General features: G+C 73.0%; 18 protein-coding genes and 1 pseudogene. 9 read left to right on the top strand and 10 right to left on the bottom strand.

What is annotated here, in order from left to right:
* Nucleotides 1–126 precede the first annotated feature (126 nt).
* The 3 genes and pseudogenes from EES42_RS14965 to EES42_RS14975 all read right to left on the bottom strand — a co-directional run bounded on the left by EES42_RS14965 (nucleotide 127) and on the right by EES42_RS14975 (nucleotide 4,322).
* Nucleotides 127–1,209, bottom strand: a complete 1,083-nt coding sequence (locus EES42_RS14965) for an LLM class flavin-dependent oxidoreductase (RefSeq protein ID WP_124718723.1) — start codon at nucleotides 1,207–1,209, stop codon at nucleotides 127–129.
* 235 nt (nucleotides 1,210–1,444) lie between these two features.
* Nucleotides 1,445–2,695: pseudogene (locus tag EES42_RS14970) on the bottom strand (allophanate hydrolase); the annotation flags it as partial.
* 31 nt (nucleotides 2,696–2,726) lie between these two features.
* Nucleotides 2,727–4,322: a PucR family transcriptional regulator gene (locus EES42_RS14975; protein ID WP_124718725.1), complete on the bottom strand. Its 1,596-nt coding sequence runs from the start codon at nucleotides 4,320–4,322 to the stop codon at nucleotides 2,727–2,729.
* A gap of 100 nt (nucleotides 4,323–4,422) precedes the next feature.
* Here EES42_RS14975 and EES42_RS14980 point away from each other — a divergent pair, with 100 nt between their 5' ends.
* From EES42_RS14980 to EES42_RS15000, 5 genes are all read left to right on the top strand, one after another.
* Nucleotides 4,423–5,469 (top strand): DUF917 domain-containing protein, encoded by a 1,047-nt coding sequence (locus tag EES42_RS14980; protein ID WP_164495242.1) that lies wholly within the window; start codon nucleotides 4,423–4,425, stop codon nucleotides 5,467–5,469.
* Entirely contained in the window at nucleotides 5,466–6,806 is a 1,341-nt protein-coding gene (locus EES42_RS14985) for a hydantoinase/oxoprolinase N-terminal domain-containing protein (RefSeq protein ID WP_124718727.1), read from the top strand. Before EES42_RS14980 ends, EES42_RS14985 begins: the two co-directional genes overlap by 4 nt.
* An 85-nt stretch (nucleotides 6,807–6,891) precedes the next feature.
* Nucleotides 6,892–8,331, top strand: coding sequence for a purine-cytosine permease family protein (locus EES42_RS14990; RefSeq protein ID WP_124718728.1), 1,440 nt, complete (start codon nucleotides 6,892–6,894; stop codon nucleotides 8,329–8,331).
* 47 nt (nucleotides 8,332–8,378) lie between these two features.
* The gene (locus EES42_RS14995; RefSeq protein WP_124718729.1) at nucleotides 8,379–9,974 is read left to right on the top strand and encodes a hydantoinase/oxoprolinase N-terminal domain-containing protein; all 1,596 of its coding nucleotides are present in this window, start codon (nucleotides 8,379–8,381) and stop codon (nucleotides 9,972–9,974) included.
* Nucleotides 9,967–11,040 (top strand): DUF917 domain-containing protein, encoded by a 1,074-nt coding sequence (locus tag EES42_RS15000; RefSeq protein ID WP_124718730.1) that lies wholly within the window; start codon nucleotides 9,967–9,969, stop codon nucleotides 11,038–11,040. Before EES42_RS14995 ends, EES42_RS15000 begins: the two co-directional genes overlap by 8 nt.
* A gap of 144 nt (nucleotides 11,041–11,184) precedes the next feature.
* Here EES42_RS15000 and EES42_RS15005 read toward each other — a convergent pair whose 3' ends face one another.
* From EES42_RS15005 to EES42_RS15015, 3 genes are all read right to left on the bottom strand, one after another.
* On the bottom strand, nucleotides 11,185–11,628 hold the full coding sequence (locus EES42_RS15005) for an SPW repeat protein (protein WP_124718731.1): 444 nt from the start codon (nucleotides 11,626–11,628) through the stop codon (nucleotides 11,185–11,187).
* A 100-nt stretch (nucleotides 11,629–11,728) separates the two neighbouring features.
* Nucleotides 11,729–12,718, bottom strand: a complete 990-nt coding sequence (locus EES42_RS15010; RefSeq protein WP_124718732.1) for an ADP-ribosylglycohydrolase family protein — start codon at nucleotides 12,716–12,718, stop codon at nucleotides 11,729–11,731.
* A gap of 66 nt (nucleotides 12,719–12,784) precedes the next feature.
* The gene (locus EES42_RS15015; RefSeq protein ID WP_241196459.1) at nucleotides 12,785–14,377 is read right to left on the bottom strand and encodes a molybdopterin-dependent oxidoreductase; all 1,593 of its coding nucleotides are present in this window, start codon (nucleotides 14,375–14,377) and stop codon (nucleotides 12,785–12,787) included.
* A gap of 263 nt (nucleotides 14,378–14,640) precedes the next feature.
* Here EES42_RS15015 and EES42_RS15020 point away from each other — a divergent pair, with 263 nt between their 5' ends.
* The 3 genes from EES42_RS15020 (at nucleotide 14,641) to EES42_RS15030 (ending at nucleotide 17,339) form a co-directional block, all read left to right on the top strand.
* Nucleotides 14,641–15,303, top strand: a complete 663-nt coding sequence (locus tag EES42_RS15020; RefSeq protein ID WP_124719371.1) for a PadR family transcriptional regulator — start codon at nucleotides 14,641–14,643, stop codon at nucleotides 15,301–15,303.
* A 219-nt stretch (nucleotides 15,304–15,522) separates the two neighbouring features.
* The gene (locus EES42_RS15025; RefSeq protein WP_124718734.1) at nucleotides 15,523–16,563 is read left to right on the top strand and encodes an ATP-binding cassette domain-containing protein; all 1,041 of its coding nucleotides are present in this window, start codon (nucleotides 15,523–15,525) and stop codon (nucleotides 16,561–16,563) included.
* Nucleotides 16,560–17,339 (top strand): ABC transporter permease, encoded by a 780-nt coding sequence (locus tag EES42_RS15030; protein WP_124718735.1) that lies wholly within the window; start codon nucleotides 16,560–16,562, stop codon nucleotides 17,337–17,339. The genes EES42_RS15025 and EES42_RS15030 overlap by 4 nt, the downstream gene beginning before the upstream one ends.
* 9 nt (nucleotides 17,340–17,348) lie before the next feature.
* On the opposite strand, the gene EES42_RS15035 is transcribed toward EES42_RS15030, so the two are convergent.
* Nucleotides 17,349–17,816, bottom strand: coding sequence for an ABA4-like family protein (locus tag EES42_RS15035; RefSeq protein WP_124718736.1), 468 nt, complete (start codon nucleotides 17,814–17,816; stop codon nucleotides 17,349–17,351).
* Complete coding sequence (locus EES42_RS15040; RefSeq protein ID WP_124718737.1) at nucleotides 17,813–18,742, bottom strand: hypothetical protein; 930 nt, start codon at nucleotides 18,740–18,742, stop codon at nucleotides 17,813–17,815. Before EES42_RS15040 ends, EES42_RS15035 begins: the two co-directional genes overlap by 4 nt.
* A gap of 155 nt (nucleotides 18,743–18,897) precedes the next feature.
* Here EES42_RS15040 and EES42_RS15045 point away from each other — a divergent pair, with 155 nt between their 5' ends.
* Nucleotides 18,898–19,635 carry a MerR family transcriptional regulator gene (locus EES42_RS15045; protein WP_124718738.1) on the top strand — a complete coding sequence of 246 codons (738 nt, stop codon included), beginning with the start codon at nucleotides 18,898–18,900 and terminating at the stop codon, nucleotides 19,633–19,635.
* Between the two features lie 62 nt (nucleotides 19,636–19,697).
* Here EES42_RS15045 and EES42_RS15050 read toward each other — a convergent pair whose 3' ends face one another.
* Both EES42_RS15050 and EES42_RS15055 read right to left on the bottom strand, forming a co-directional pair.
* Nucleotides 19,698–20,540 (bottom strand): siderophore-interacting protein, encoded by an 843-nt coding sequence (locus EES42_RS15050; protein WP_124718739.1) that lies wholly within the window; start codon nucleotides 20,538–20,540, stop codon nucleotides 19,698–19,700.
* Between the two features lie 46 nt (nucleotides 20,541–20,586).
* Nucleotides 20,587–21,495: a 5'-3' exonuclease gene (locus tag EES42_RS15055; protein WP_124719372.1), complete on the bottom strand. Its 909-nt coding sequence runs from the start codon at nucleotides 21,493–21,495 to the stop codon at nucleotides 20,587–20,589.
* Between the last annotated feature and the right edge of the window lie 63 nt (nucleotides 21,496–21,558).

Below are 21,558 nucleotides of genomic sequence, written 5' to 3' on the forward strand. Positions count from 1 at the left end.
GGGCCCCCGCTCCTCAAACGCCGGAGGGGCTGGATGTGATCCGGAAGCACTGGATGTGACCCCGAAGCACTGGATGTGGGCGGAGGTACCGGATGCGGCCGGAGGTACCGGATGTGGGCGGAGAGGCTATGCGGCCGGGTTGGCCGCGTCTCGTTTGGCTACTTCCTCGCGGACTATCGGGATGACCTGCCGGCCGAAGTCGATGGCGTCGTCCAGGAGGTCGTAGCCGCGGGCCGAGATGATTTCCACGCCCAGGTCGTAGTAGTCCAGCAGGGCCTGAGCCACCGTTTCCGGGGTTCCCACCAGGGCCGTCGAGTTGCCGGCGCCGCCGGTCTCCGCCGCGGTCGGTGTCCACAGGGCGCGGTCGTGGCGGTCGTTCGCGGCGGCCACCGCCAGGAGGCGTCGGGAGCCGGTGTTCTCCGGGGTGTTCAGTGGTGTGCCGGACTTGCGGGACTTGATCCGGGACAGGGTTCGGTGGGCCTTTTCCCAGGCCAGTTCCTCGGTGGGCGCGATGATCGGGCGGAAGGCGACCTGGATCCTCGGCACGTCCGTACGGCCCGCCGCTCGCGCGGCCTCCTTCACCGACGCGATCTGCTCCGCGGTCTGTGCCAGCGGTTCGCCCCACAGGCAGTAGATGTCGGCCTCGGCGCCACCGGCCGCGTACGCCGCCGGTGAGGAACCCCCGAACGAGACCTGTGGACGCGGCTGTTGCACGGGGAAGGTGTCGCTCACGAAGTCGGTGAAGCGGTAGTGCGTGCCCTCGTGGTCGAAGGGCTCGTGCGAGGTCCAGGCCCGCTTGATGATCCGGATGGCCTCACGGGTGCGCTCGTACCGCTCGTCCTTGGTGAGGAAGTCGCCCTCGCGCTGCTGCTCGTGGTCGTTGCCCCCGGTGATGAAGTGCACGGCGAGGCGGCCGTCGCTGATCCGGTCCAGGGTCGCGAAGGTCTTGGCGGCGAACGTCGGGTACGAGACGTTGGGGCGGTGCGCCACCAGGATCTGGAGCTTTTCGGTGTGGGCCGCGACGTAGGCGGCGGCCGGGGACGGGTCGGGGGAGCCGGAACCGTAGGCGAACAGCACCCGGTCCCAGCCGTGGTCCTCGTGCGCGCGGGCCAGTTCGAGGGTGTACTCCTTGTCGAAGGACGGCCAGGAGCGGGCTGTCACTTCGGAACCTTCGTTCGTTGCTGCGATGCCGAGAAACTCGACGGGCATGGCGAAGCCTCATCTCGTGCTGCGGAGAAGCGGAAAACCGGTCGTGGGAAGCGCTGACGTGGGAAAGGTCAGCGGCAACACGAGGCGGACCACACTCGACCGAAGTCGATGTGGTCGCGGGTCACCAGCCGCAGCCGAGGGCGCATCCCCCCAGTGGAACAGGTGTGTTGGTGAGTGGTCAACCGTCTCCGGGGGCAATGGGGGAGGTGTGGTCGGCGAGCCCGGTGAGTTCGGTGATGCGGGCGAGGCGTTCGTCGGTGTGTGCCGGGCCGATCAGCATGACGCCGAACGGCAGCCCGTCCACCTCACCGGCGGGGACCGCGATCGCACACTGGCCGAACAGGTTGGTGGAGCCGGTGAACCGGGCGAGGCGGGCATTGACGGCCCGGGGGTCCGCCATGGCATCGGCGAGCGTGGGGTGGTCCGGCACGGTGGGCAGCAGGAGGGCGTCCGCGTCGCCGAGGGCGGCCGTCGCGGCGGCACGGAGGCCGGCCAGCCTGGCCTGATCGGCGAAGAGCCGGTGGGCCGGGATGTCGCGGGCCCCGGTGATGATCCCCGCCACCGTGGGGTCGAGGCCGGGCGGGGTGGGCGTGGCGTCGACGAACGCGCCGACCGCGGTGTAGCGCTCGGCGACGAGCGCGGAGTCGTACAGCATCGCGGCGGCCCGGATGAACGGTGTCAGGTCGATCGGTCGCAGTACGGCGCCTGCCGTGCGGAGCCGGGCGGCAGCCGACGCGAATGCCGCCACCCGGCCCGGGGCGAGTCCGCCGAGTCGCGCGGCGGGCGGGACCGCGATCCGCCAGGGGCCCGGAACGCGGGGGCGGTCGGGGCGCGGGGCCGGGGTGGCCATCAGCGCCAGCGCCTGTCCGGCCTCGGGGAGCGTACGGGCGAAGACGGTGACGCAGTCCAGGCTCGCGCAGGCGGGGACCACGCCGTCGGCCGGTACGAGACCGCGGGTCGGCTTCACTCCGAAGACGCCGTTGAACGCGGCGGGGACACGGCCGGAGCCCGCGGTGTCGGTGCCCAGGGCGAGATCCACGATGCCCAGGGCCACGGCGACCGCCGAACCGGAGCTCGAACCGCCGCCGACCCGGTCGGCATCGTACGCGCAGGCCACCGCGCCGTACGGGGAACAGGTGCCGGTCAGGCCGGTGGCGAACTGGTCCAGATTGGTGGTGCCGATCACCAGGGCTCCGGCGGCCCGCAGCCGGGCCACCGCCGGGGCGTCGGAACCCGGCTCGTACGCGTACGAAGGGCAGCCCGCGGTGGTGGGGAGACCGGCCACGTCGATGTTTCCCTTGACGGCCAGCAGACGGCCCGCGAGGGGGAGCCGCTCGCCCGCGGTCAGGCGGGCATCGAGCCGTGCGGCCTCCGCCTCCACGTCGTACCGGGGGCGCAGATCGATCCAGAGCTCGGGACGCCGCACCGCGTCGATGCGGGCATGGGCATCCCGGACGCGGTCCAGGAGGGGCGAGATCGTCGGCATGGTCGGTCCTCGGATCCTTGTGGCCGGGGCGTCACCGGGCGGAGCCCCGTCCGGGCGATGGCCTGTCGGCAGCGGTGTCGGTGGCCGTGCCGCCGGTGGCCGTGCCGCCGGTGGTTGTGCCGCTGATGGCCGTGGCCGGCTCGCTCCCGGCGGCGGACAGGCCCGCGCGGCAGGCCAGTTGGAGCGCCAGGCGGACATCCGGCTCGTTCAGATCGGCGCCCGTCAGCTGGACGATCTTGCGGATGCGGGCGCCCACCGCGTTCCGGTGCAGATGGAGCGCGTCCGCGGCGCGGGCCGGCGAGTTGTTGTGGTCCAGGTAGCCCTGGAGCGTGCGCAGCAGTGGCTCGGCGCGCTTCGGGCCCAACGCCAGTACCGGGGCCAGGAGTTCACTGACCGCCTCGCGCGCCGTGTCGGAGGCGTACCACTCCAGCAGCATCCGGTCCAGGCCCACCGCGTCGTGCGCCGCCACCGTGGGCCCCGCGCCGCGCGGCACCGCGGCACGGGCCTCCCGGGCGGAGGTACGGATGCCCAGCGGACCCCGGTGCGGTGAGCCCACCCCGCACCGCAGACCGGCCTCCGGGCGCAGTCCGGCCAGCCGGTCCACCACCCGGCGGGCCCGCGCCAGCGTGGCGCGCCGCCCGTCCGCCCCCGGGTCGGCGGGCCAGGTGCTGAGCAGGACGAGGGCGTCGTCGACCAGGGCGGCGTTCCACTGGACGGAGTCGGCGGACTGCGGGGCCGAGACGGTGGAGAGGGCCGCCGTCGCGCCGTCCCAGGTCCGCAGCAGGGTCAGCGCCTGGGACATGACCGCGTCCAGCGCCTTCGGCCGGTTCGAGGCGTCCAGGCCGCCCGCCTCCAGCCGCAGCGCGATGTGCCAGCCGTCCACCGGCAGTGCGAGCGCCCGGCCCCGGGCGGCCTGGTCCTGCGGGGCCACGAGCAGTTCGGCGAGCAGCCGGCCGCGGGAGCGCACCGGTACGTCGCCGTGCCCGCCGCCCGCCGCGGCGAGCGCCGCCAGCGCGAGGACCGAGCGCACCGCCGTACCCGCGTGACCCGGGCGGGCCGGGGCCGCGAGCCGGATCTCGCCGTCCGGGCCCGCGGCGACCGCGCCCTCCTCGCCCGGACCGGCGGCGCGCAGTTCCACGGGTACGCCCAGGGCGCGGCCGGCTGCCGAGGCCACCCGGTCGGGGTCGCCCGCGACCGCCGTCACCTCCCCCGCCGCGGCCGCGACCCGGGCCAGCGCGTCCGCCGCGGACCCGGCCACCGTCCGCTCCACCGCCACCACGAGGGCCGCGAGGTCCCCCTCGGCGTACAGCACCGCGACCCGGCCCCGCTCGGCCAGCGCCCGTGCCGTGGCCGTCACCTCGGCGGGCAGCCCGTGCGGCGCCTCGGCCACACCCGTCAGGACCAGTGCGGCGGCCCCCGCCGCGGCCGCGTCCCGTACCGCCACGTCCAGCAGATGCCCCGGCACCGGGGCCAGCAGTACCGCGACCGTCCCGGCGGGGATGGCGGCCAGCCGGTCCGGGCGCGGCTCCAGCCGTACCCCCGTGACCTCCACCGCGTCGAGCGGGCCCACCAGCGGGCGGACCGCTTCGAGTCCGGGGGAGGAGAGGAGTTCCAGGATGTTCGCCATCCCTCCAGTGTGCCGCCGCTGTGCGGTCAGCACACCCGGCCGTCGAATCACGGGCCGATGGCCCATGGGGAGCACGATCCGGCTCCGTACGCTGGGATTCATGCACGTGGACGCCGGAGCACTCGCCGACTTCGCGCGGGGCTGTGCCGTCCTTGGATCAGGGGGCGGCGGACCCGCCGATGTGACCCTTCCCGTCGCCGGACAGGCGATCGAGGAGTGCGGCCCGGTGCCCGTCGTCGACCCGGCCGCGCTCCCGGCGGACGCACTCGTCATGCCCGTCGGGCTGGTGGGGTCGCCCGCCGTCGCCGCCGAACGGATCGGCGGACGGGACGAGCCCGCACGGCTGCGGGACCGCTTCGAGGCGCTGCACGGCGCACCCGTCGCCGCGGTGATGAGCAGCGAGATCGGCGGCCTCAACGGCTGTGTCGCCGTCGCCTGGGCGGCCCGGCTGGGGTTGGGACTGCTCGACGCCGACTCGATGGGCCGGGCCTTTCCCCGGATGGACCAGAACGTCCTGGAGCTGGCCGGGCTGCGCCCCGGACCGGCCGTCCTCGCGGACGAACACGGCCACACCGTCGTCGTCGACGACGTGGACGGCGCACACCTCGAACAGTTCGCCCGCGCCGCCGTCGTCGCCTTCGGAGGGCGCGCCGCGTCCACCGACTACCCCCTCACCGCCGGGCAGGCAGCCCGGCACGCCGTCGCCGGATCGGTCACCCGCGCCCTGGCCCTCGGCCGGGGCGAAGGGCCTGCCCCGCTGCTGACCGGCAAGGTCTCCTCCGTCCGCAGGTACGCCACCGAGGGTGCCGACGGCGAAGACGCCACGGGCGTCCTGCTGGAGGGCGGCGGACCCGACGCGGGCCGGCTGGTGCTCGTCGAGGCGCGCAGCGAATTCGTCGCAGCCCTGGAGGACGGCACCCCGCTCGCCGTCGTGCCGGACGTCATCGCCCTGGTCGACGTGCGGACCGGCTGGGCCGTCCCGGTCGAGGAGGTCCGTTACGGGCTGCGCGTCCACCTCGTCACGCTCCCTTCGGACCCCGCCTGGTACACGCCCGAGGGCCTGCGGCTCGCCGGTCCCGCCGCCTTCGGCCTGGCCGGCCTTGCGGGCACCACGGGCGAGCACCGGGCTGCGGGGGGCAGCTCATGATCCTCGGAGTGGACGTCGGGCCCACCAACACCGATGCCGTGCTCCTCGACGGCGACCGGGCGGTGCGGGCCGTCAAGGTGCCCTCGGTGGCCGGGGACGCCGTCGGATCGCTCGCCGCGGCCGTCCGCGCGCTCCCCGCCGAGCCGCGCGGCCGGGCCACCCAGCTCGCCGTGGGCCTGCGGGTCGCCGCCCGAGCGGTCAGGGAACGGCACGGCCTCGCCCGGGTCGGTGTGCTGCGGGTCGGCGGCGCGGCCGCGGACGCCGTGCGGCCGCTCTTCGGCTGGCCCGAGGCGCTGCGCGACGCCGTGTGCGCGGGCACCGCGAACGTGCGGGGCGGCGGCGGTCTGGCGCCCCGCGACACCACGCCGCTCGACCGGGACGCCGTCGCCCGGTTCGGCGCCTCGCTGGCCGGACGCGCCGAGGCGTTCGCCGTCACCGCGGTGTTCTCGCCCGTCGACGGCGGCCAGGAGCGTGAGGCCGCCGAGATCCTGCGCGCCGAGACCGGCCCCGACACGACCGTCCTGCTCTCCAGCGACGTCGGCACCCTCGACCTGCTGGCCCGCGAGAACGCCACGGTCCTCGACGCGGCCCTGTCCGTGCTGGTCGCCCGGGTCGCCGACGAACTGACCGCCACGCTGCCCCGCCTCGGTCTCGCCCCCGGCGCCGCCGTCCTCGTCACCCGCAGCGACGGCACGCTGATGAGCCTGGAGTACCTGCGCCGTCAGCCCGGACTCAGCCTGGGCAGCGGACCCGCCTGCACCATCCGGGGCGCCGGACTCCTGGCCGGGCTCCCGGACGCCGTGGTCGCCGACATCGGTGAACGCCGCGCCCGGGTCGGGGCGCTGACCGGCGGCTATCCGCAGGAGGCCGGGCCCGGGGAACGCATCGGCGGCGTCCCGGTCAGCGTGCGCTTCCCCGACCTGATCACCGTGCGCGCCGACGCCCACCGCGAACTGGCCGAGGCCGCCGACCGGATGCGCCCCGCCGCCGGACTCCTCCCGCTGATCCTGGTCGGCGGCGGCGCGGGCGGCGTACCCGCCGACGTGCTGGCCGGCTTCGACGTCGTGCGGCCCGAACACGGCGGCGTCGCCGGGGCGTTCGGCGCGGCGGCCAGCCCGGTCGGCGGCCAGTACGACCGCATCGTCCGCCGGGGGCCCGGCCGGCGGCTCGACGCCGTACGGGACGAAGTACGCGACCTGGCCCGGGCCGGCGCCGTACGGGCCGGGGCCGACCCCAGGCGCGTACGCACCCACGCGGAACCTGACCTTCCGGTGCCGTATCTGCCCGGGGCGGTGCTCCTGCGGGCCCGTGCCGTCGGGCCGCCCCTCCCGCTCTGAAACCCCGCTCCCCGCCCCACCGCAGCCGCCCGGTGCCGTGCTGCTGCGCCCTCCTGCCCGCCCGCTCACCCGAGGACCCGTCCCCATGACCCAGCAGTTCGATGTGCAGCAAGAGCCATCCCCACGGACACAGAGTCCGGCCCGGCCCCAGGCGCCGCAGGACGAGGACTACCCGCTGGAGCGGGTGCCGCGCGCGGCCCGCTACTCCTGGTTCAACGTCGCCGTGCAGCGCTTCGGCCAGCTCTCCGACCTGACGCAGTTCCTGCTCGGTGCCGCGCTCGGTGCCGGACTCTCCTTCTGGGGCGCGTTCTGGGCGTTCACGCTCGGCTCGGTGATCCTGGAGATCGTCTGCATATTCGTCGGCATAGCCGGCATGCGGGAGGGCCTGTCCACCTCGATGCTGGTCCGCTGGACCGGGTTCGGCCGTTACGGCTCCACCCTCATCGGACTCGTCATCGCGGTCAGCCTGTTCGGCTGGTTCGGTGTGCAGACCGCGGTGTTCGCGGCCGGGCTGCACTCCATCGTGCCCGCGCTGCCGGTCTGGGCCTGGTGCCTGATCTGCGGGCTCGGCGTCACCGCGCTCGTCCTGCGCGGCTTCCGCGCCATGGGCTGGACCGCGTTCGTCACCGTCCCCGCCTTCCTCGGCCTCGCGGGCTGGGCGATGATGGTCGAATTCTCCCGGCACGACGTCGGCGACCTGGTGGCCTCGGCACCGTTCGGCGCCCACATGTCCATCGCGACCGGCGCGACCATCGTCGCCGGCTCGTACATCGTCGGCGCGGTCACCACCCCCGACATGACCCGCTTCAACCGCAACACCGGCGATGTCGTCAAGCAGACGGTCGTGGGCATCAGCCTCGGCGAGTACGTACTGGGCCTCGGCGGGGTGCTGCTCGCCTACGCGGTGAAGTCCTCCGACCTGATCGCGATCATCACGTCCTCCTCCGGCGTCATCGGCGTCATCGTCCTGGTCTCCGCCACCGTGAAGATCAACAACTGGAATCTGTACTCCTCGTCCCTCGGCCTCATCGGCGCGGTCGAGGCGCTCTTCAAGGTCCGGCTGAACCGGGTCGGCACCACCGTCACGATCGGTGTGCTCGGCAGCCTCGCCGCGGCAGCCGGAATCCTGGACCGGTTCACCGACTTCCTCACGGTGCTCGGCGTCCTCACCCCGCCCGTCGCCGGAATCATGGTCGCCGAGTACTTCGTGGTGAAGAAGTGGCGCCCGCAGCTGGACGCCTCGCGCGCCGCCGGACGGCTGCCCGAGACCGAACCGAGCTGGGTGCCCGCCACGATCGCCCTGTGGGCCGCCGCCTCCCTGTTCGGCTGGCTCGGCGACCACTACCAATGGTGGGGCATCCCGGCGCTCAACTCCCTGCTGCTGGCCGGACTCGGCTACGTCGTCCTCGGCAAGCTCGGCCTGGTGCGCGGCGCCCGCGACCTGCCGTTCGAACAGCCCGCACGCCCCGCGGCGGCGATCGAGGCGGAGACCGGAACCGCCTGGTCGTCGAAGGCCACCGCCTGACCCGTACACCGCCCGAACACCCTCACCCCCTACGAAAGACAGACACCATGCGCATCGGAATCGACGTCGGAGGCACCAACACCGACGCCGCCCTCCTGGGGGACGACGACCGGATCATCGCCACCGCGAAGACCCCCACCACCTCCGACATCACCTCCGGCGTGACCTCGGCGATCCGGGCACTCGACCCGCCGATGGAGTCCGTCACCGCCGTGATGATCGGTACGACCCACTTCCTCAACGCACTGATCGAGGGCGCCCGGCTCGCCCCCGTCGCCGCGGTACGGCTCGGTCTGCCGGCCACCGCGGCGCTGCCGCCGATGACCGACTGGCCGGAGCGCCAGCGGGTGGCCGTCGGCGGGCACGGGTATCTCTGCCACGGGGGGCGGGAGTTCGACGGACGGCCGCTTTCGCCGCTCGACCCCGAGGAGCTGAAGCGCACCGCCGCCGACATCGCCGCGCGCGGCCTGACCTCGGTGGCCGTCTCGTCCGTGTTCTCCCCGGTCGCCGAGGAGGACGAGCGCCGGGCCGCCGAGATACTCGGCGCCGAACTGGGCCCCGGCGTGCACTTCTCGCTCTCGCACGAACTCGGCCGGGTCGGCCTGCTGGCCCGGGAGAACGCCACGATCATCAACGCGGCGCTGCGCGACCTGGCGGCCGCGATCGTGGAGTCGTTCGCCAAGTCGCTCGCCGAGGTGTCGCTGACCGCCCCGTTCTTCCTGTCGCAGAACGACGGCACGCTGATGGACGTGGACTTCGCCCGCGCCTACCCGGTGGCCACCTTCGCCTCCGGGCCCACCAACTCGATGCGCGGCGCCGCCTTCCTGTCCGGCCTCGGCGACTGCGCGGTCGTCGACGTCGGCGGCACCACCGCGGACGTCGGCATCCTGGCCGGCGGCTTCCCGCGCGAGGCGGCGGGCGAGAGCGAGGCCGCGGGCATCCGGACCAACTTCCGTATCCCCGACGTCCTCTCGCTCGGCATCGGCGGCGGCTCCCTGGTGTCGCCCGACGGCGAGACCGGACCCCGCTCGGTCGGATTCCGGCTCACCGAGGAGGCGCTGGTCTTCGGCGGCTCCACCCTCACGGCCACCGACCTCGCGGTCGCCGCGGGCCGCGCCGACATCGGCGACCGCTCCCGGGTCGCCCACCTGGACCCGGAGTTCACCGCCCGCGCGCTCGACCGGATCGCGGAGCGGCTGGCGGAGACCGTCGACCGGATGCGCACCTCGGCGGGGCCGTTGCCGGTCGTCGCGGTCGGCGGCGGCAGCGTGCTGGTGCCCGCGGCCCTGCCCGGCTTCGACGATGTGCGCCGCCCCGGCCACTTCGACGTCGCCAACGCGGTGGGCGCCGCCATCGCCCAGGTCGGCGGAGAGGTCGACCGGGTCTTCCAGGTCCCGGAGGGGCGCCGGGACGCCGTGCTCGCCGAGGCCCGCGAGGAGGCCGTGGGCCGGGCCGAGAGCGCCGGAGCAAGGCCCGGCACGGTCCGCATCGTCGACGTGGAGGAGGTCCCGCTGGCCTATCTGCCGGGCGGCGCGACCCGGATCCGGGTCAAGGCGGTCGGCGACCTCGACCTGAACGGCATCAGCACCACCCATGCCCCGGCCGGGGCGGGCGACACCCATGGAGCAGCGTCACATGCGTGAGATCAACCTCGACAACCTGGACGACATCGCGCGCGGCGCGGGCATCCTCGGCACCGGCGGGGGCGGCGACCCGTACATCGGCAAGCTGCTGGCCCGCGAGGCCATCCGCAAGTACGGACCGGTCCGGCTGGTCGCCTTCGACGAGGTGCCCGACGACGCGACGGTGGTTCCCGTCTCCGGGATGGGGGCGCCGACGGTACTGCTGGAGCGGGTCCCCGCCGGTGGCGAGGAGGTGGCCGCCCTGCGCGCCCTGGAGAAGCACATCGGCCGGGCCGCCACCCACATCGCACCGATCGAGGTCGGCGGCGTCAACTCCATGCTGCCGATCGCCTGCGCCGCCGAGGCGGGGCTGCCACTGGTCGACGGCGACGCCATGGGCCGGGCCTTCCCCGAGGCGCAGATGGTGCTGCCCGGACTGATCGGGGTGGCCAACACCCCGATGGCGCTCGCCGACGACAAGGGCAACAGCATCATCGTCGACGCCGTCTCCAACCACGCCGCCGAGCGCATCGCGCGGGCGGTCTGCGTGGAGCTGGGCTGCCAGATCTCCAGCGCCGACACCGTGATGCGCGGCGACCAGCTCACCGACGGGCTCGTCCCCGCCACCCTGACGCTCGCCGAGCGGCTCGGCGCGGCGGTGCGCGAGGCACGCGCCGCGCACACCGACCCGGTGCTCGCGGCCCGCACCATGCTGTCCGGCACCCATCTGCTGACCGGCAAGGTGATCGACGTCAGCCGCCGCACCGAGGGCGGCTTCGCCCGGGGCAACGCCCGGATCGAGGGCATCGGCGACGACGCCGGCCGGGTGCTCGAACTCGGCTTCCAGAACGAGCACCTGCTGGCCACCCGGGACGGCGGGACGGTCGCCACCACCCCCGACCTGATCTGCGTGCTGGACACCGACACCGGCGACCCGGTGACCACCGAGGGCCTGCGCTACGGGCTGCGCGTCAGCGTTCTCGCGGCGCCCTGCGACCCGCGCTGGACCACCCCGGGCGGCCTGGCGCTCGCCGGGCCGCGGTACTTCGGGTACGACGTGGACTACCTGCCGTTCCGGGAGAGCTGACCCACGGGACGGCCGCGACGGTCATGACGGCTGCGGCGGTCATGACGGCCCCGCGGTCATGACGGCCCCGGCCGGTCCGCACCGCGCGGACCGGCCGGGGCATATGTCCTTCTCAGAGGTTTCCGGACCGGGTACCCGCCTTTCTCAGACCGTCCGCTTACCGCTCTTCATGGACACGGCCGCGCAGGCCAGGCCCAGCAGTACGGTCAGACCGCCGATGATGACGTTGTTGAGGACGATGCCGAGGTCGGGGCTGCTGCCGACGATCCACGTCGAGAGGATCGTCCAGATCCCCATCGCGCAGATGGCCCAGCTCAGGCCGTACATGCGCTCCGGCATGACGGTGAACCCGAGGCCCAGCGCGGCGATCGCGATACCCATGATCAGGTTGTGCGTCGCGAGCGTGGGCTGGGTCGTGGTGAAGTGCAGCACCCACGGCGAGATGGCGCAGTAGAGACCGACCAGGAACACCGGTGCGTCCACCAGGGCCACATCGCGGCCACCGAGCATGCGGGCATAGCGATCGCGCATTTCGGAAACATCGGGGTGACTGGCCATGTCACGGCCGGTGTGCGAGAGGTTTGACATGGGGTACGTCTCCTTCGCTCCGCGCAGACCACCCGCCACTTGTGCGCGATAAGCAGCCTGCTTATGCCATTCTGCGCTTATATCGCCCTTATGTGTAGATTCAGGGCTCACGGAAATCCGTGAGAACCGCACGGGGTGATGCACCGTCCAGTCGCCGGGCCAGGTCCACCAGACCGGGTGTCCGCAGCACCCGGTCCCCGTACCCCGGCAGCGGCACGTGCAACGGCTCCGTCCAGCGCGCGGGGATAGCGCCGAAGCCGTACACCGCACCCGCCAGGGCGCCGGTCACGGCGGCCACCGTGTCGGTGTCCCCGCCCACGTCCACGGCCGCGGCCAGGGCGTTCTCGTACGAATCCGTGGAGCGCAGCGCCCACAGCGCGGTGCCCAGGCACGGCCAGACCGCGCCGTTGAACTCCGTGGCCGCCTCCGGGTGCCAGCCGGGCGTGAGGACGCCGGCCCAGCGCTCGCGGTGATCCTCGTGCACGCCCGCCAGGGCGTCCGGGACGGCGGAGAGCGGATCGCCGCCGTCCAGCGCCACCCGGATCAGCTCGTGGAGCACGGCGGTGCCCTCCCAGGCGGCCCGGTCGCCATGGGTGAGGGCGGCGATCCGGCGGGCGGCGTCCATGGTCGCCGTACGGCCCCGCGCCGCGAAGTACACGGCGGAGGTGGCCGCCCGCATCAGTGAACCGTTGCCCGCCGCACGCCCGTTGACCTGGAAGTGCAGCGCCGCCGCGAGGTCCCATTCCTCGCCGCTCGTCAGGACGTCCTCGGTCTGCAGCCCGATGTCCTTCGGGCCGCCCGCCGCCCAGCGACGAAACCGGCCGAACATGTCGGGAAGGTCGAGGCCGCCCCGCTCCAGCAGCGACTCCGCGACCAGCACGGCCATCTGCGTGTCGTCCGTGGCTTCGCCCGGATCCCAGCCGCCGCCCCCGCACATCGTGCCGACGCCGTCCGGGAAGCGGGCGGTGTACACACCGGCGGGCCCGAACTCGAAGGGTGCGCCCAGCGCGTCCCCCACCGCCGAACCCACGACGGCACCCGCCACCCGGTCCGGTCGGTCCACGCGGCCCGCAGCACTGGTCGGATTCATCCGGTCAGCCTACGGAGGGCGGCGGGCAGCACATACCAGGTTCAGGAGACGCGGCACGTACCGGGTTCAGGAGACGTCGACCACCACCGAGTGCAGGCCGGTGGCGCCGTCCGGAACGGTGCCGGCCCGCCGGCCGGTCTGAGTGGCGCCGGTGCCGTCCGTCGCACGGACTTCGAGGGTGTGGCGGCCGGAGGTGGCCGGCCACTCCCAGACCCACTGGCGCCAGGTGTCCCGGTTGTCGGCGGCGGACAGGCGGGCCGTGTGCCACTCCCCGCCGTCCACCCGGACCTCGACCCGGGAGATGCCCCGGTGCTGCGCCCAGGCGACCCCGGCCACCGGGACGGCGCCGGGCTTCGGGGAGGCCAGGGAGCGGGGGGTGTCGATCCGGGACTCGGTCTTGACCGGTGCCTGCTGCGCCCAGCTCCGCCGGACCCAGTAGGCGTCGTACGCGTCGAACGTGGTGAGCTCGATGTCCTCAATCCATTTGCAGGCCGACACGTATCCGTAAAGGCCGGGGACGACCATCCGGACCGGGAAGCCGTGCGCGAACGGCAGCGGCTCGCCGTTCATGCCGAGGGCCAGCATCGCGTCGCGTCCGTCCATGACCGCCTCGACCGGTGTGCCGATCGTCATGCCGTCCACGGACCGCGCCACGAGCTGATCGGCCGGTCCGCCCGCCGACGGCGGCCGCACCCCGGCCTCGCGCAGCAGGTCGGCCAGCCGTACCCCGAGCCATCTGGCATTGCCGATGTACGGGCCGCCGACCTCGTTGGAGACACAGGCCAGCGTGATGTCCCGCTCGATGATCTCCCGGCGCAGCAGGTCGTGGAGGCCGACCGTGAGGGGGCGGGCGACCCCCTCGCCATGGATCCTCAGCCGCCAACCGGCCGCGTCGAGGCGGGGCACCACCAGAGCCGTGTCGACCCGGTAGAAGTCCTTGTTCGGCGTGAAGAAGGGGCTCAGCCCCCGGATGTTCAGTCCGGTACCGGCCGGGACGGCGGGTGCCGGGGAGTCGGGCACGGGAAGGACCAGGCCATGGCGTGAGGCGGTGGCCCCGGCCTGGACGGAGGAGGTGAGCCGCCGGCCCAGCAGTCCCACGCCGGCCGAGACCGCCGTCGCCACGGCCGCCGTGATGACGAAGCCCCGGCGGTCGAACGCGCGGTACGCCTCACCGGACCCGGACCCGGACCCGGACGCAGGCGGCCGAGGGGGCGCCGTCGTGAGCCGTCCGGTCAGGGCGAACAGCACTCCGGCGCCCACCGCGGCGCCCACCACCGACGGCAGCGCGTCGGGCGCGCTGCCCTCCGGCCGCCCCACCGCCGCGACCGCCCCGACCGCGCCGAAGAGCAGGACGGCCGCCGATCCGGTCCGCCGGTGGTGCAGCGCCAGCACCCCGACGGCCATGGCGAAGACGGCCAGCAGCACCACGATGCCCAGCTCCAGCGCCAGCTTGTCACCGGTGCCGAAGTGCCGTACGGCGAACTCCTTCAGCGCCGCGGGAGAGCGGTCGATGACCGCCCCGCCCACGGCCGTGACCGGCCCCGCCTCGGGACGTACGAGGGCCGAGACCAGCTCGGCCGCGGCCAGGGAGCAGAACCCGGCGATCAGCCCGCCGAGCGCGGCGAGGGCGGTGAGCGCGGCGCGACTCCGGTGTGCCACCTCCGCCTCCGCGGTTCCGTGGCGTCGCGCATCGGTTTCCTTCACGCGGGCGGCCTCCCCGGCGGCATCTCGGGACTGTCCGTCCGGCATCGCTCCGGGCGGCGCTATCGGTGCAAATCGGTCAGTGTGCAAGATCCTGCCACGCCGTCCGCCCCCGGCTCGCAAGTCGCGATACATCGTGGTTGACGCGTCGAAGTCAACGCGATATGTTCGCACGCGAGTATTCGATGACGAGTTACGACGGCGCAAAGGTGGTGGGATCGGTGGCCAAGCGGCGCAAGCTCAGCAATCCGCTGGCGCTGACGGTCATGGTGCTGCTCGCCGAGCGCTCCATGCATCCGTACGAGATCGCCCAGACGCTCCGGCGGCGCGGCAAGGAACACAGCGTCAAGATCAATTTCGGCTCGCTCTACACCGTCGTCCAGAACCTGGAGAAGCACGGGTACGTGGAGGTGACCGGCGTCCAGCGGCAGGGCAACCGCCCCGAGCGCACGCTCTACGGCATCACCGAAGCCGGGCGTACGGAGATGCTGGACTGGCTCTCGGATCTGCTCGCCGTCCCCGCCGCCGAATACCCGGTCTTCGAGACGGCGCTGGCACTGTTGCCGGTGCTGCCGCCGCAGGAAGTGGCGGAGCTGATGGAGACCCGGGCGGCGGCGCTGGCGATCCGGTCGGCGGCCCTGCGGGGTGTCCTCGGCCAGTTGGGGGAGAAGCTGCCCCGCGTCTTCGTCATCGAGACCGAGTACCAGCTCCACATGCTCGACGCGCAGCTGGAGTGGATCAAGAACTTCCGCGACGAACTCACCGACGGGACGATCAGCGGCATCGAGGAGTGGAAGTCCTTCCACGAGACCGGTGAAGTCCCGCAGGACTGGCAGGACCTGGACGAGCAGGAGATCGTCCTGGACCCGGAGCGGAAGGGCTGACGACAGGCAGGACCCAGAGTGAGAAAGACCCCGACGGGAGCTGTTGGAGCAGCGACCGTCGGGGTCTCGAACCCCGGACCGGTCACGCCATGAGGGCGAAACGGGCGATCGAGGTGCGGCACACCAAGGATAGCCCGGCGCTCTTCACGCGGATCGGCTCGGCATGCCCGAGTGCTCGGTGCACCCGAGCACCACGCCGACCCACAGGAGAGCTCTGTCATGAGCACCCGTGCGCCCGCAGCGGCGCGGAACAGCACCCGTGCGCCCGCCGTAGCGGCGCGAAACCTGATCAAGACCTATCCCGGCGATGTCACCGCCCTGCGCGGCATGGACCTCGGCATCGAGGCCGGCACGGTCTTCGGACTGCTCGGCCCCAACGGCGCCGGGAAGTCCACCACCGTGAAGATCCTCACCACCCTGGCCCGCCCCGACTCCGGCACCGCGACCGTCGCCGGACACGACGTCCTGCGCCACCCCGACCGGGTCCGCCGAGCCATCGGCGTGGTCGCCCAGAAGTCCGGCGCCGACCCGGTCGCCACCGGCCGGGAGAACCTCCTGCTCCAGGGCAGGCTGTACGGGATGCGGGGCGCGGCCGTGAAGCGCCGCGCCGGTGAACTGCTGGACCGCTTCGACCTCGCCGACGCGGGCGACCGCCAGGTCAAGGGGTACTCCGGGGGGATGCAGCGACGCCTCGACGTGGCGCTCGGCCTGGTCCACCGTCCCGAGGTGCTCTTCCTCGACGAACCCACCACCGGACTCGACCCCGAGGCCCGTACGGCGATGTGGGAGGAGATCGCCCGGCTGGCCGGCGACGAGGGGCTGACCATCGTCCTCACCACGCACTACCTGGAGGAGGCCGACCGGCTCGCCGAACGCATCGCGATCGTCGACCGCGGCCGGATCGTCGTCGAGGGCACCCCCGACGAACTCAAGGGCGAACTCCGGGGCGACGCCGTCCACATGGAGCTGCGCGCCGGGGTCGACACCGGCGCCGTCACCACCGCGCTCACCGGACTGCCCGGGGTGCACGAGGTGCTGGTCGACGGCGGCCGGGTGAGCGTGCGCGCCGAGGACGGTGCCGCGGCCGTCCCCGTACTGCTCGCCGCCCTGGAGCGGGCCGGTGCGGCGGTCGCCGCCGCCACCGTGGCCCGCCCCTCCCTCGACGACGTCTATCTGCGCTACGCCGGACGCCGCTTCTCCGAGGCGGAGACCGCGGATGCCCGCCCCGCCGCCGCCACCCCCGCCGGAGGCACCCGATGAGCACCCAAGCACTCGCCCAGACCTGGTACATGACGCAGCGTCGGCTCATGGCGGTCGTCCGGCAGCCGGTCTTCCTGGCCATCTCGCTGGTCCAGCCGGTGATCTGGCTGTTCCTGTTCGGCAACCTCTTCAAGAAGGTCGTCGAACTCGGCGGCTTCGGCACCACGTCCTATCTGGACTACCTGATCCCGGGCATCGTGGTGATGAGCGCGCTCGGGTCGAGCATGTGGGCCGGGATGGGCACCCTGGAGGAGATCGAGCGGGGCACGCTCAACCGTTTCCTGACGACGCCGGTCAGCCGCAACGCGCTGATGAACGCCAACGTCGTGGAGAACGGCATCGGCACCGCCGTGCAGTCCGTCGTCATCCTGCTGCTCGGCCGGGCCGCCGGGGCCTCCTACCCGGGAGGTGCGGGCGGACTGCTGATCCTGGTCCTCGCCTCGGTGCTGCTCGGTGCGGTCTTCGGCGCGCTCTCCAACGCCCTGGGCATGCTGGTCCGCCGGCGCGAGTCGATCATCGGCATCAACACCTTCCTGCTGCTGCCGCTGACCTTCCTCTCCTCCTCCTTCATGGCCCCGAGCCAGATGCCGTCCTGGATGCGGCACGTCGCCGACTTCAACCCCGTCAACTGGGCGATGGTGGCGGGCCGTTCGGCGCTGTCCGCGGACCCGGACCGGTGGCTGGTGCTCAGCCGCGGAGGAGCCCTCCTGGTTCTCGCGGTGATCGCGGTCGGGCTGTCGACCCGTACGTTCCGCTCGTACCAGAAGTCCGTCTGACGTACGGCGCTACGGCGTCGCACGGCCGACCCGGTCCGGGACCGCGTTCCCGGGCCGGGTCCTCGGCTTCCGGAACGCCCGCAGCGCGAGGAAGATCAGCAGCCCGAACGGCGACAGCAGGATCGTCAGCACCAGCAACGGCCCCATCACCAGCGGAGGGATCCCCAGCCTCCGCCCCTCCAGGTACATCCACTGGCCCAGCAGCAGATCCCAGGCGATCACCTGCGCCCAGATCGCCCCGGCCCCGCCCGCCAGCGCCATCAGCTCGCGAAAGGTGTCGATGTCGGGGCTGCGCACCGCGTCCCACAGCTCGGGAAAGACGGGCACGGCCATCATCAGATAGAGCACCAGCACCGGCAGAACGGTGAGCGGCGAGGCGGCGATGCGTGCCGTGGGGCGCCAGTTCGGCGCCAGGATCATGAGCAGCCAGAACGGGGCCGCGAGGTAGAACGAGAGCTGGAAGAGCGTACCGGTCATGACACGAACTCCTTCTGGGCGGAAGCGGATTCAGGGCTCGTGCCTGTTCGCTGCCCAGCGGGAGCCGGCCTCAGTGCCCCCAGCACACCGACGGCGCTCGCGACCACGATCAGCGCGGCGGCACCCAGCGTCGCACCGTCCGGGTGCACCAGCGGCTGGCCGCGCAGCGCCTGCCAGGTGACCAGCGCGACGACCGCCGCGTACGCCCCCGAGGCCACCAGCACCAGCCGCAGCCGGATCCGTGCGTCGCGCAGCCGGGGGAAGCGCGGGGCCAGGGAGACCAGCGCGAGCAGGAAGAGCGGCAGCAGCTGGAGCGCGTGCATCCCGATGAAGTGCGGTATGCGCAGATCGCCGCCGGTCGTGGACCAGCCGGTGAGCGGCATCGACGGGCCACCGTCCGGTACGCCGACCGAGTGCGCGCCGATCACATCGGCGGTGTCCAGGTTCCCGGCCGCCCGCTGCTCGGGGGTGGGCTGGGTCATCAGGAAACCGAATCCGGCGCCCACCAGGGCGAGCAGCACGCCCGAGCGGATCGCCCAGGCGGAGGCGCGGTCGGCGATCCGGGCGCGCATCAGCAGAATCGCGATGACCAGCGTGCTGGTCCACAGGATGACGACGGTGACGGCCATCGCGTTGAACAGCGTCTCGTCGAACGGGGTGGCGTGGTTGAAGTGGCTCCGCTTCCCGCGGATCACCTGACCGGTGATGATCGCCATCTCGGTGAGGCTGGACAGCGCGACCAGTGTCCCGGCCCACCAGCCGAGCCGCCGGCCCCGGGTGACCAGCGTCAGCATCCAGGCCAGGGCGAGCGCGTACACGACGAACGAGACCGCGAACTTGAACGGTTTGAACCATATCGCCGCGCCCGTGAGGACCCGGTCGTCGAATATCAGGCCCACGGCCGAGACGACCGTCATCACGGCCATCGCCCCGGCGAAGAGGACTAACGGGCGATGCCAGGAACGCCAGGAAGACATGAGGACCCCTCAGAGATTATGGATAGTGGTGCTTTCCGCTATCCGATAGTGGAACTATCTATGATGGGTCTGGGGATTGGCAAGCGCGGAAGGAAGAACACTCGGTGCGCATCGGCGAGTTGAGCAGCAGGTCCGGGGTCCCGGTACCGACGATCAAGTTCTATGTACGTGAAGGGCTGCTGCCTGCAGGGCGGTTGACCAGCCCGAACCAGGCGAGTTACGACTCCGGTCACGAGCGCAGGCTGCGGCTGATCCGCGCGCTGCTGGATGTCGGCGGGCTCTCACTGGCCGCCATCGGCGATGTGCTGCGGGTGGTCGAGGATCCGGAGCAGCCCGTGCACAAGGTGCTGGGCATCGCGGCGAAACGCCTCACCCCACTGCAAGGGGGCGAATCGGGGCCCGAGTTGGAGGACGCCCGTGACGAGGTGGCGGAGCTGCTGGAGCGGCGCGGCTGGCGGGCCGGGGCGGACGGGCCGGCCGGCGAGTCACTGGCCGAGGTGGTCGTGGCGCTGCGGCGGGCCGGCCACGGCGGTTTCGTCGAGCTGCTCGACGACTACGCGGCCGCCGCCGAGACGGTCGCGCGGGCCGACCTCGACTACGTGGGGCGGCGGGTGGCCCGCGAGGACCTGGTGGAGAGCGTGGTCGTGGGCACGGTGCTGGGGGAGGCGATGTTCGGTGCGCTGCGACGGCTCGCGCAGGCGGACGCGTCGGCACGCGCGTACGACGGCGACCGGGGCAGGGGCGGGTCGATCGGTCCGGGCGACGGGAGCGGCAAGGGCGGCGCGGGCGACGAGGGCAACGGGAGCGGCAAGGGCGCGGAGGTGCCGCGCGTCGATGGGTGAGGCGGTGGCCCGGACACGGGTACGCCCCGGCCGGAGCCGGGGCGTACCTGCGTGATCCGGTGTTACGCGGCGCTCTCCTGCTCGCGCTCCACCTGTGCGTTCCACTCGCGCTTGACCGAGCGCCAGGCGTCGTCGTTCTGGCCGAGCCGCCAGTAGCCCGAGATCGACAGCTGGGGGAGCGGGATCCCGCGGTCCAGGCGCAGATGACGGCGGATCTCCTTCACGAAGCCCGCCTCGCCGTGGACGAACGCCTGGACCTCGCCCGCGGGGAACTCCAGCCCCTTCACGGCGGCGGTCAGCGCCTCGCCGACCGGGCGCTGCCCGCGGTGCAGCCAGGTCACCCCGACGCCGTCCGGCGTCACGAGCTTCTGCTCCTCCGCCGCGTCCGCCACCTCGACGAACGCGTGCACCACCGCACCCGCCGGCATCTGCTCCAGGGCCGCCGCTATGGCCGGCAGCGCGCTCTCGTCGCCCACCAGCAGGTGCCAGTCCGCCGAGGCGTCCGGACCGTAGCCACCGCCCGGCCCCAGGAAGGTCACCTGGTCGCCCGGGGCCGCGCGCAGCGCCCAGGGCCCGGCGAGGCCCTCGTCACCGTGGACCACGAAGTCGATCGCCAGCTCACGGGTGGCCGGATCCCAGGAACGCACCGTGTACGTACGCGTCGTGGGCCACAGCTCGCGCGGCTGCTCCTCGCGGATGCGGGCCATGTCGAAGGGGTGCGGGTAGTCGGCGCCCTCGGGGGCGAAGCAGAGCTTGACGTAGTGGTCGGTGAAACCGGCGAGTTCGAAGCCGGCGAGGCCCTCACCGCCGAGCACCACGCGCACCATGTGCGGGGTGATCCGCTCGGTGCGCAGCACCTGGGCCCCCTGCGCCTGGGGTGCCTGCCGCGCCGGTCGTTCTGCCACGAGGTTCTCCCTGCTCCGATTGCTTAGGCTTACCTAAGCTAACACCTCAGCCGTGCAGAGTGGAGAGCAGGCGCTGCATCGCTCCGCCCAGCCCCCACCGCTTGGCGAGGGCTTCGAGTGCGGCGGGATCACGCGGCCCGGTGGGCAGCGCGGGGTCGAATTCCGGCAGCGGTACGTCACCGGCGACCCGGACCACCTTCGGCGCGACGGCCACGTAGCCGCGGGCCTCGTCGAGCCGCTTGCGCTGCGAGGGTGTCAGCCGGGACTTCGGGTCGTCGACGGCGGCCATGATCCCGGCCAGATCGCCGAAGGCGTCCAGCAGCTTCGCCGCGGTCTTCTCGCCGATGCCGGGGACGCCAGGCAGTCCGTCGCTCGGGTCGCCGCGCAGCAGGGCCAGGTCGACGTAGCCGGAGCCGTCCACCCCGTACTTCTCCCGCAGCCACGCCTCGTCCGTCAGCTGGAGCGAGCCGACGCCCTTCAGCGGGTAGAGCACCCGCACCCCGCGTGCGTCGTCGACCAGCTGGTAGAGGTCCCGGTCGCCGGTGACGATGTCCACGGGGCCGGTGGCCAGGCCGGCGAGCGTGCCGATCACGTCGTCCGCCTCGTAGCCCGCGACGCCGACCCGGGCGATCCCGAGCGCGTCGAGCACCTCCTCGATGACCGGCACCTGCGGGGCCAGGGTGTCGGGAGTCTCCTCCTCGTCGGGCAGCCCCTCGGAGGTCTCCACCGCGACCCGGTGCGCCTTGTACGAGGGGATCAGCTCGACCCGCCAGTGCGGCCGCCAGTCCGCGTCCATGCAGGCGACCAGGTCGTCCGGACGGTGGTCCTGCACCAGGCGCCCGATGAAGTCGAGCAGCCCGCGCACGGCGTTGACCGGTGTCCCGTCCGGGGCGCGCACCGAGTCGGGGACCCCGAAGTAGGCGCGGTAGTAGAGGGAGGCGGTGTCGAGGAGCATCAGGCGTCGCGTCACACCCCCGATGATGCCGCACCCCACTGACACCGGCCGCCCCGGACGCCG

Source organism: Streptomyces sp. ADI95-17, assembly GCF_003846175.1.
Taxonomy (GTDB): Bacteria; Actinomycetota; Actinomycetes; order Streptomycetales; family Streptomycetaceae; genus Streptomyces; species Streptomyces sanglieri.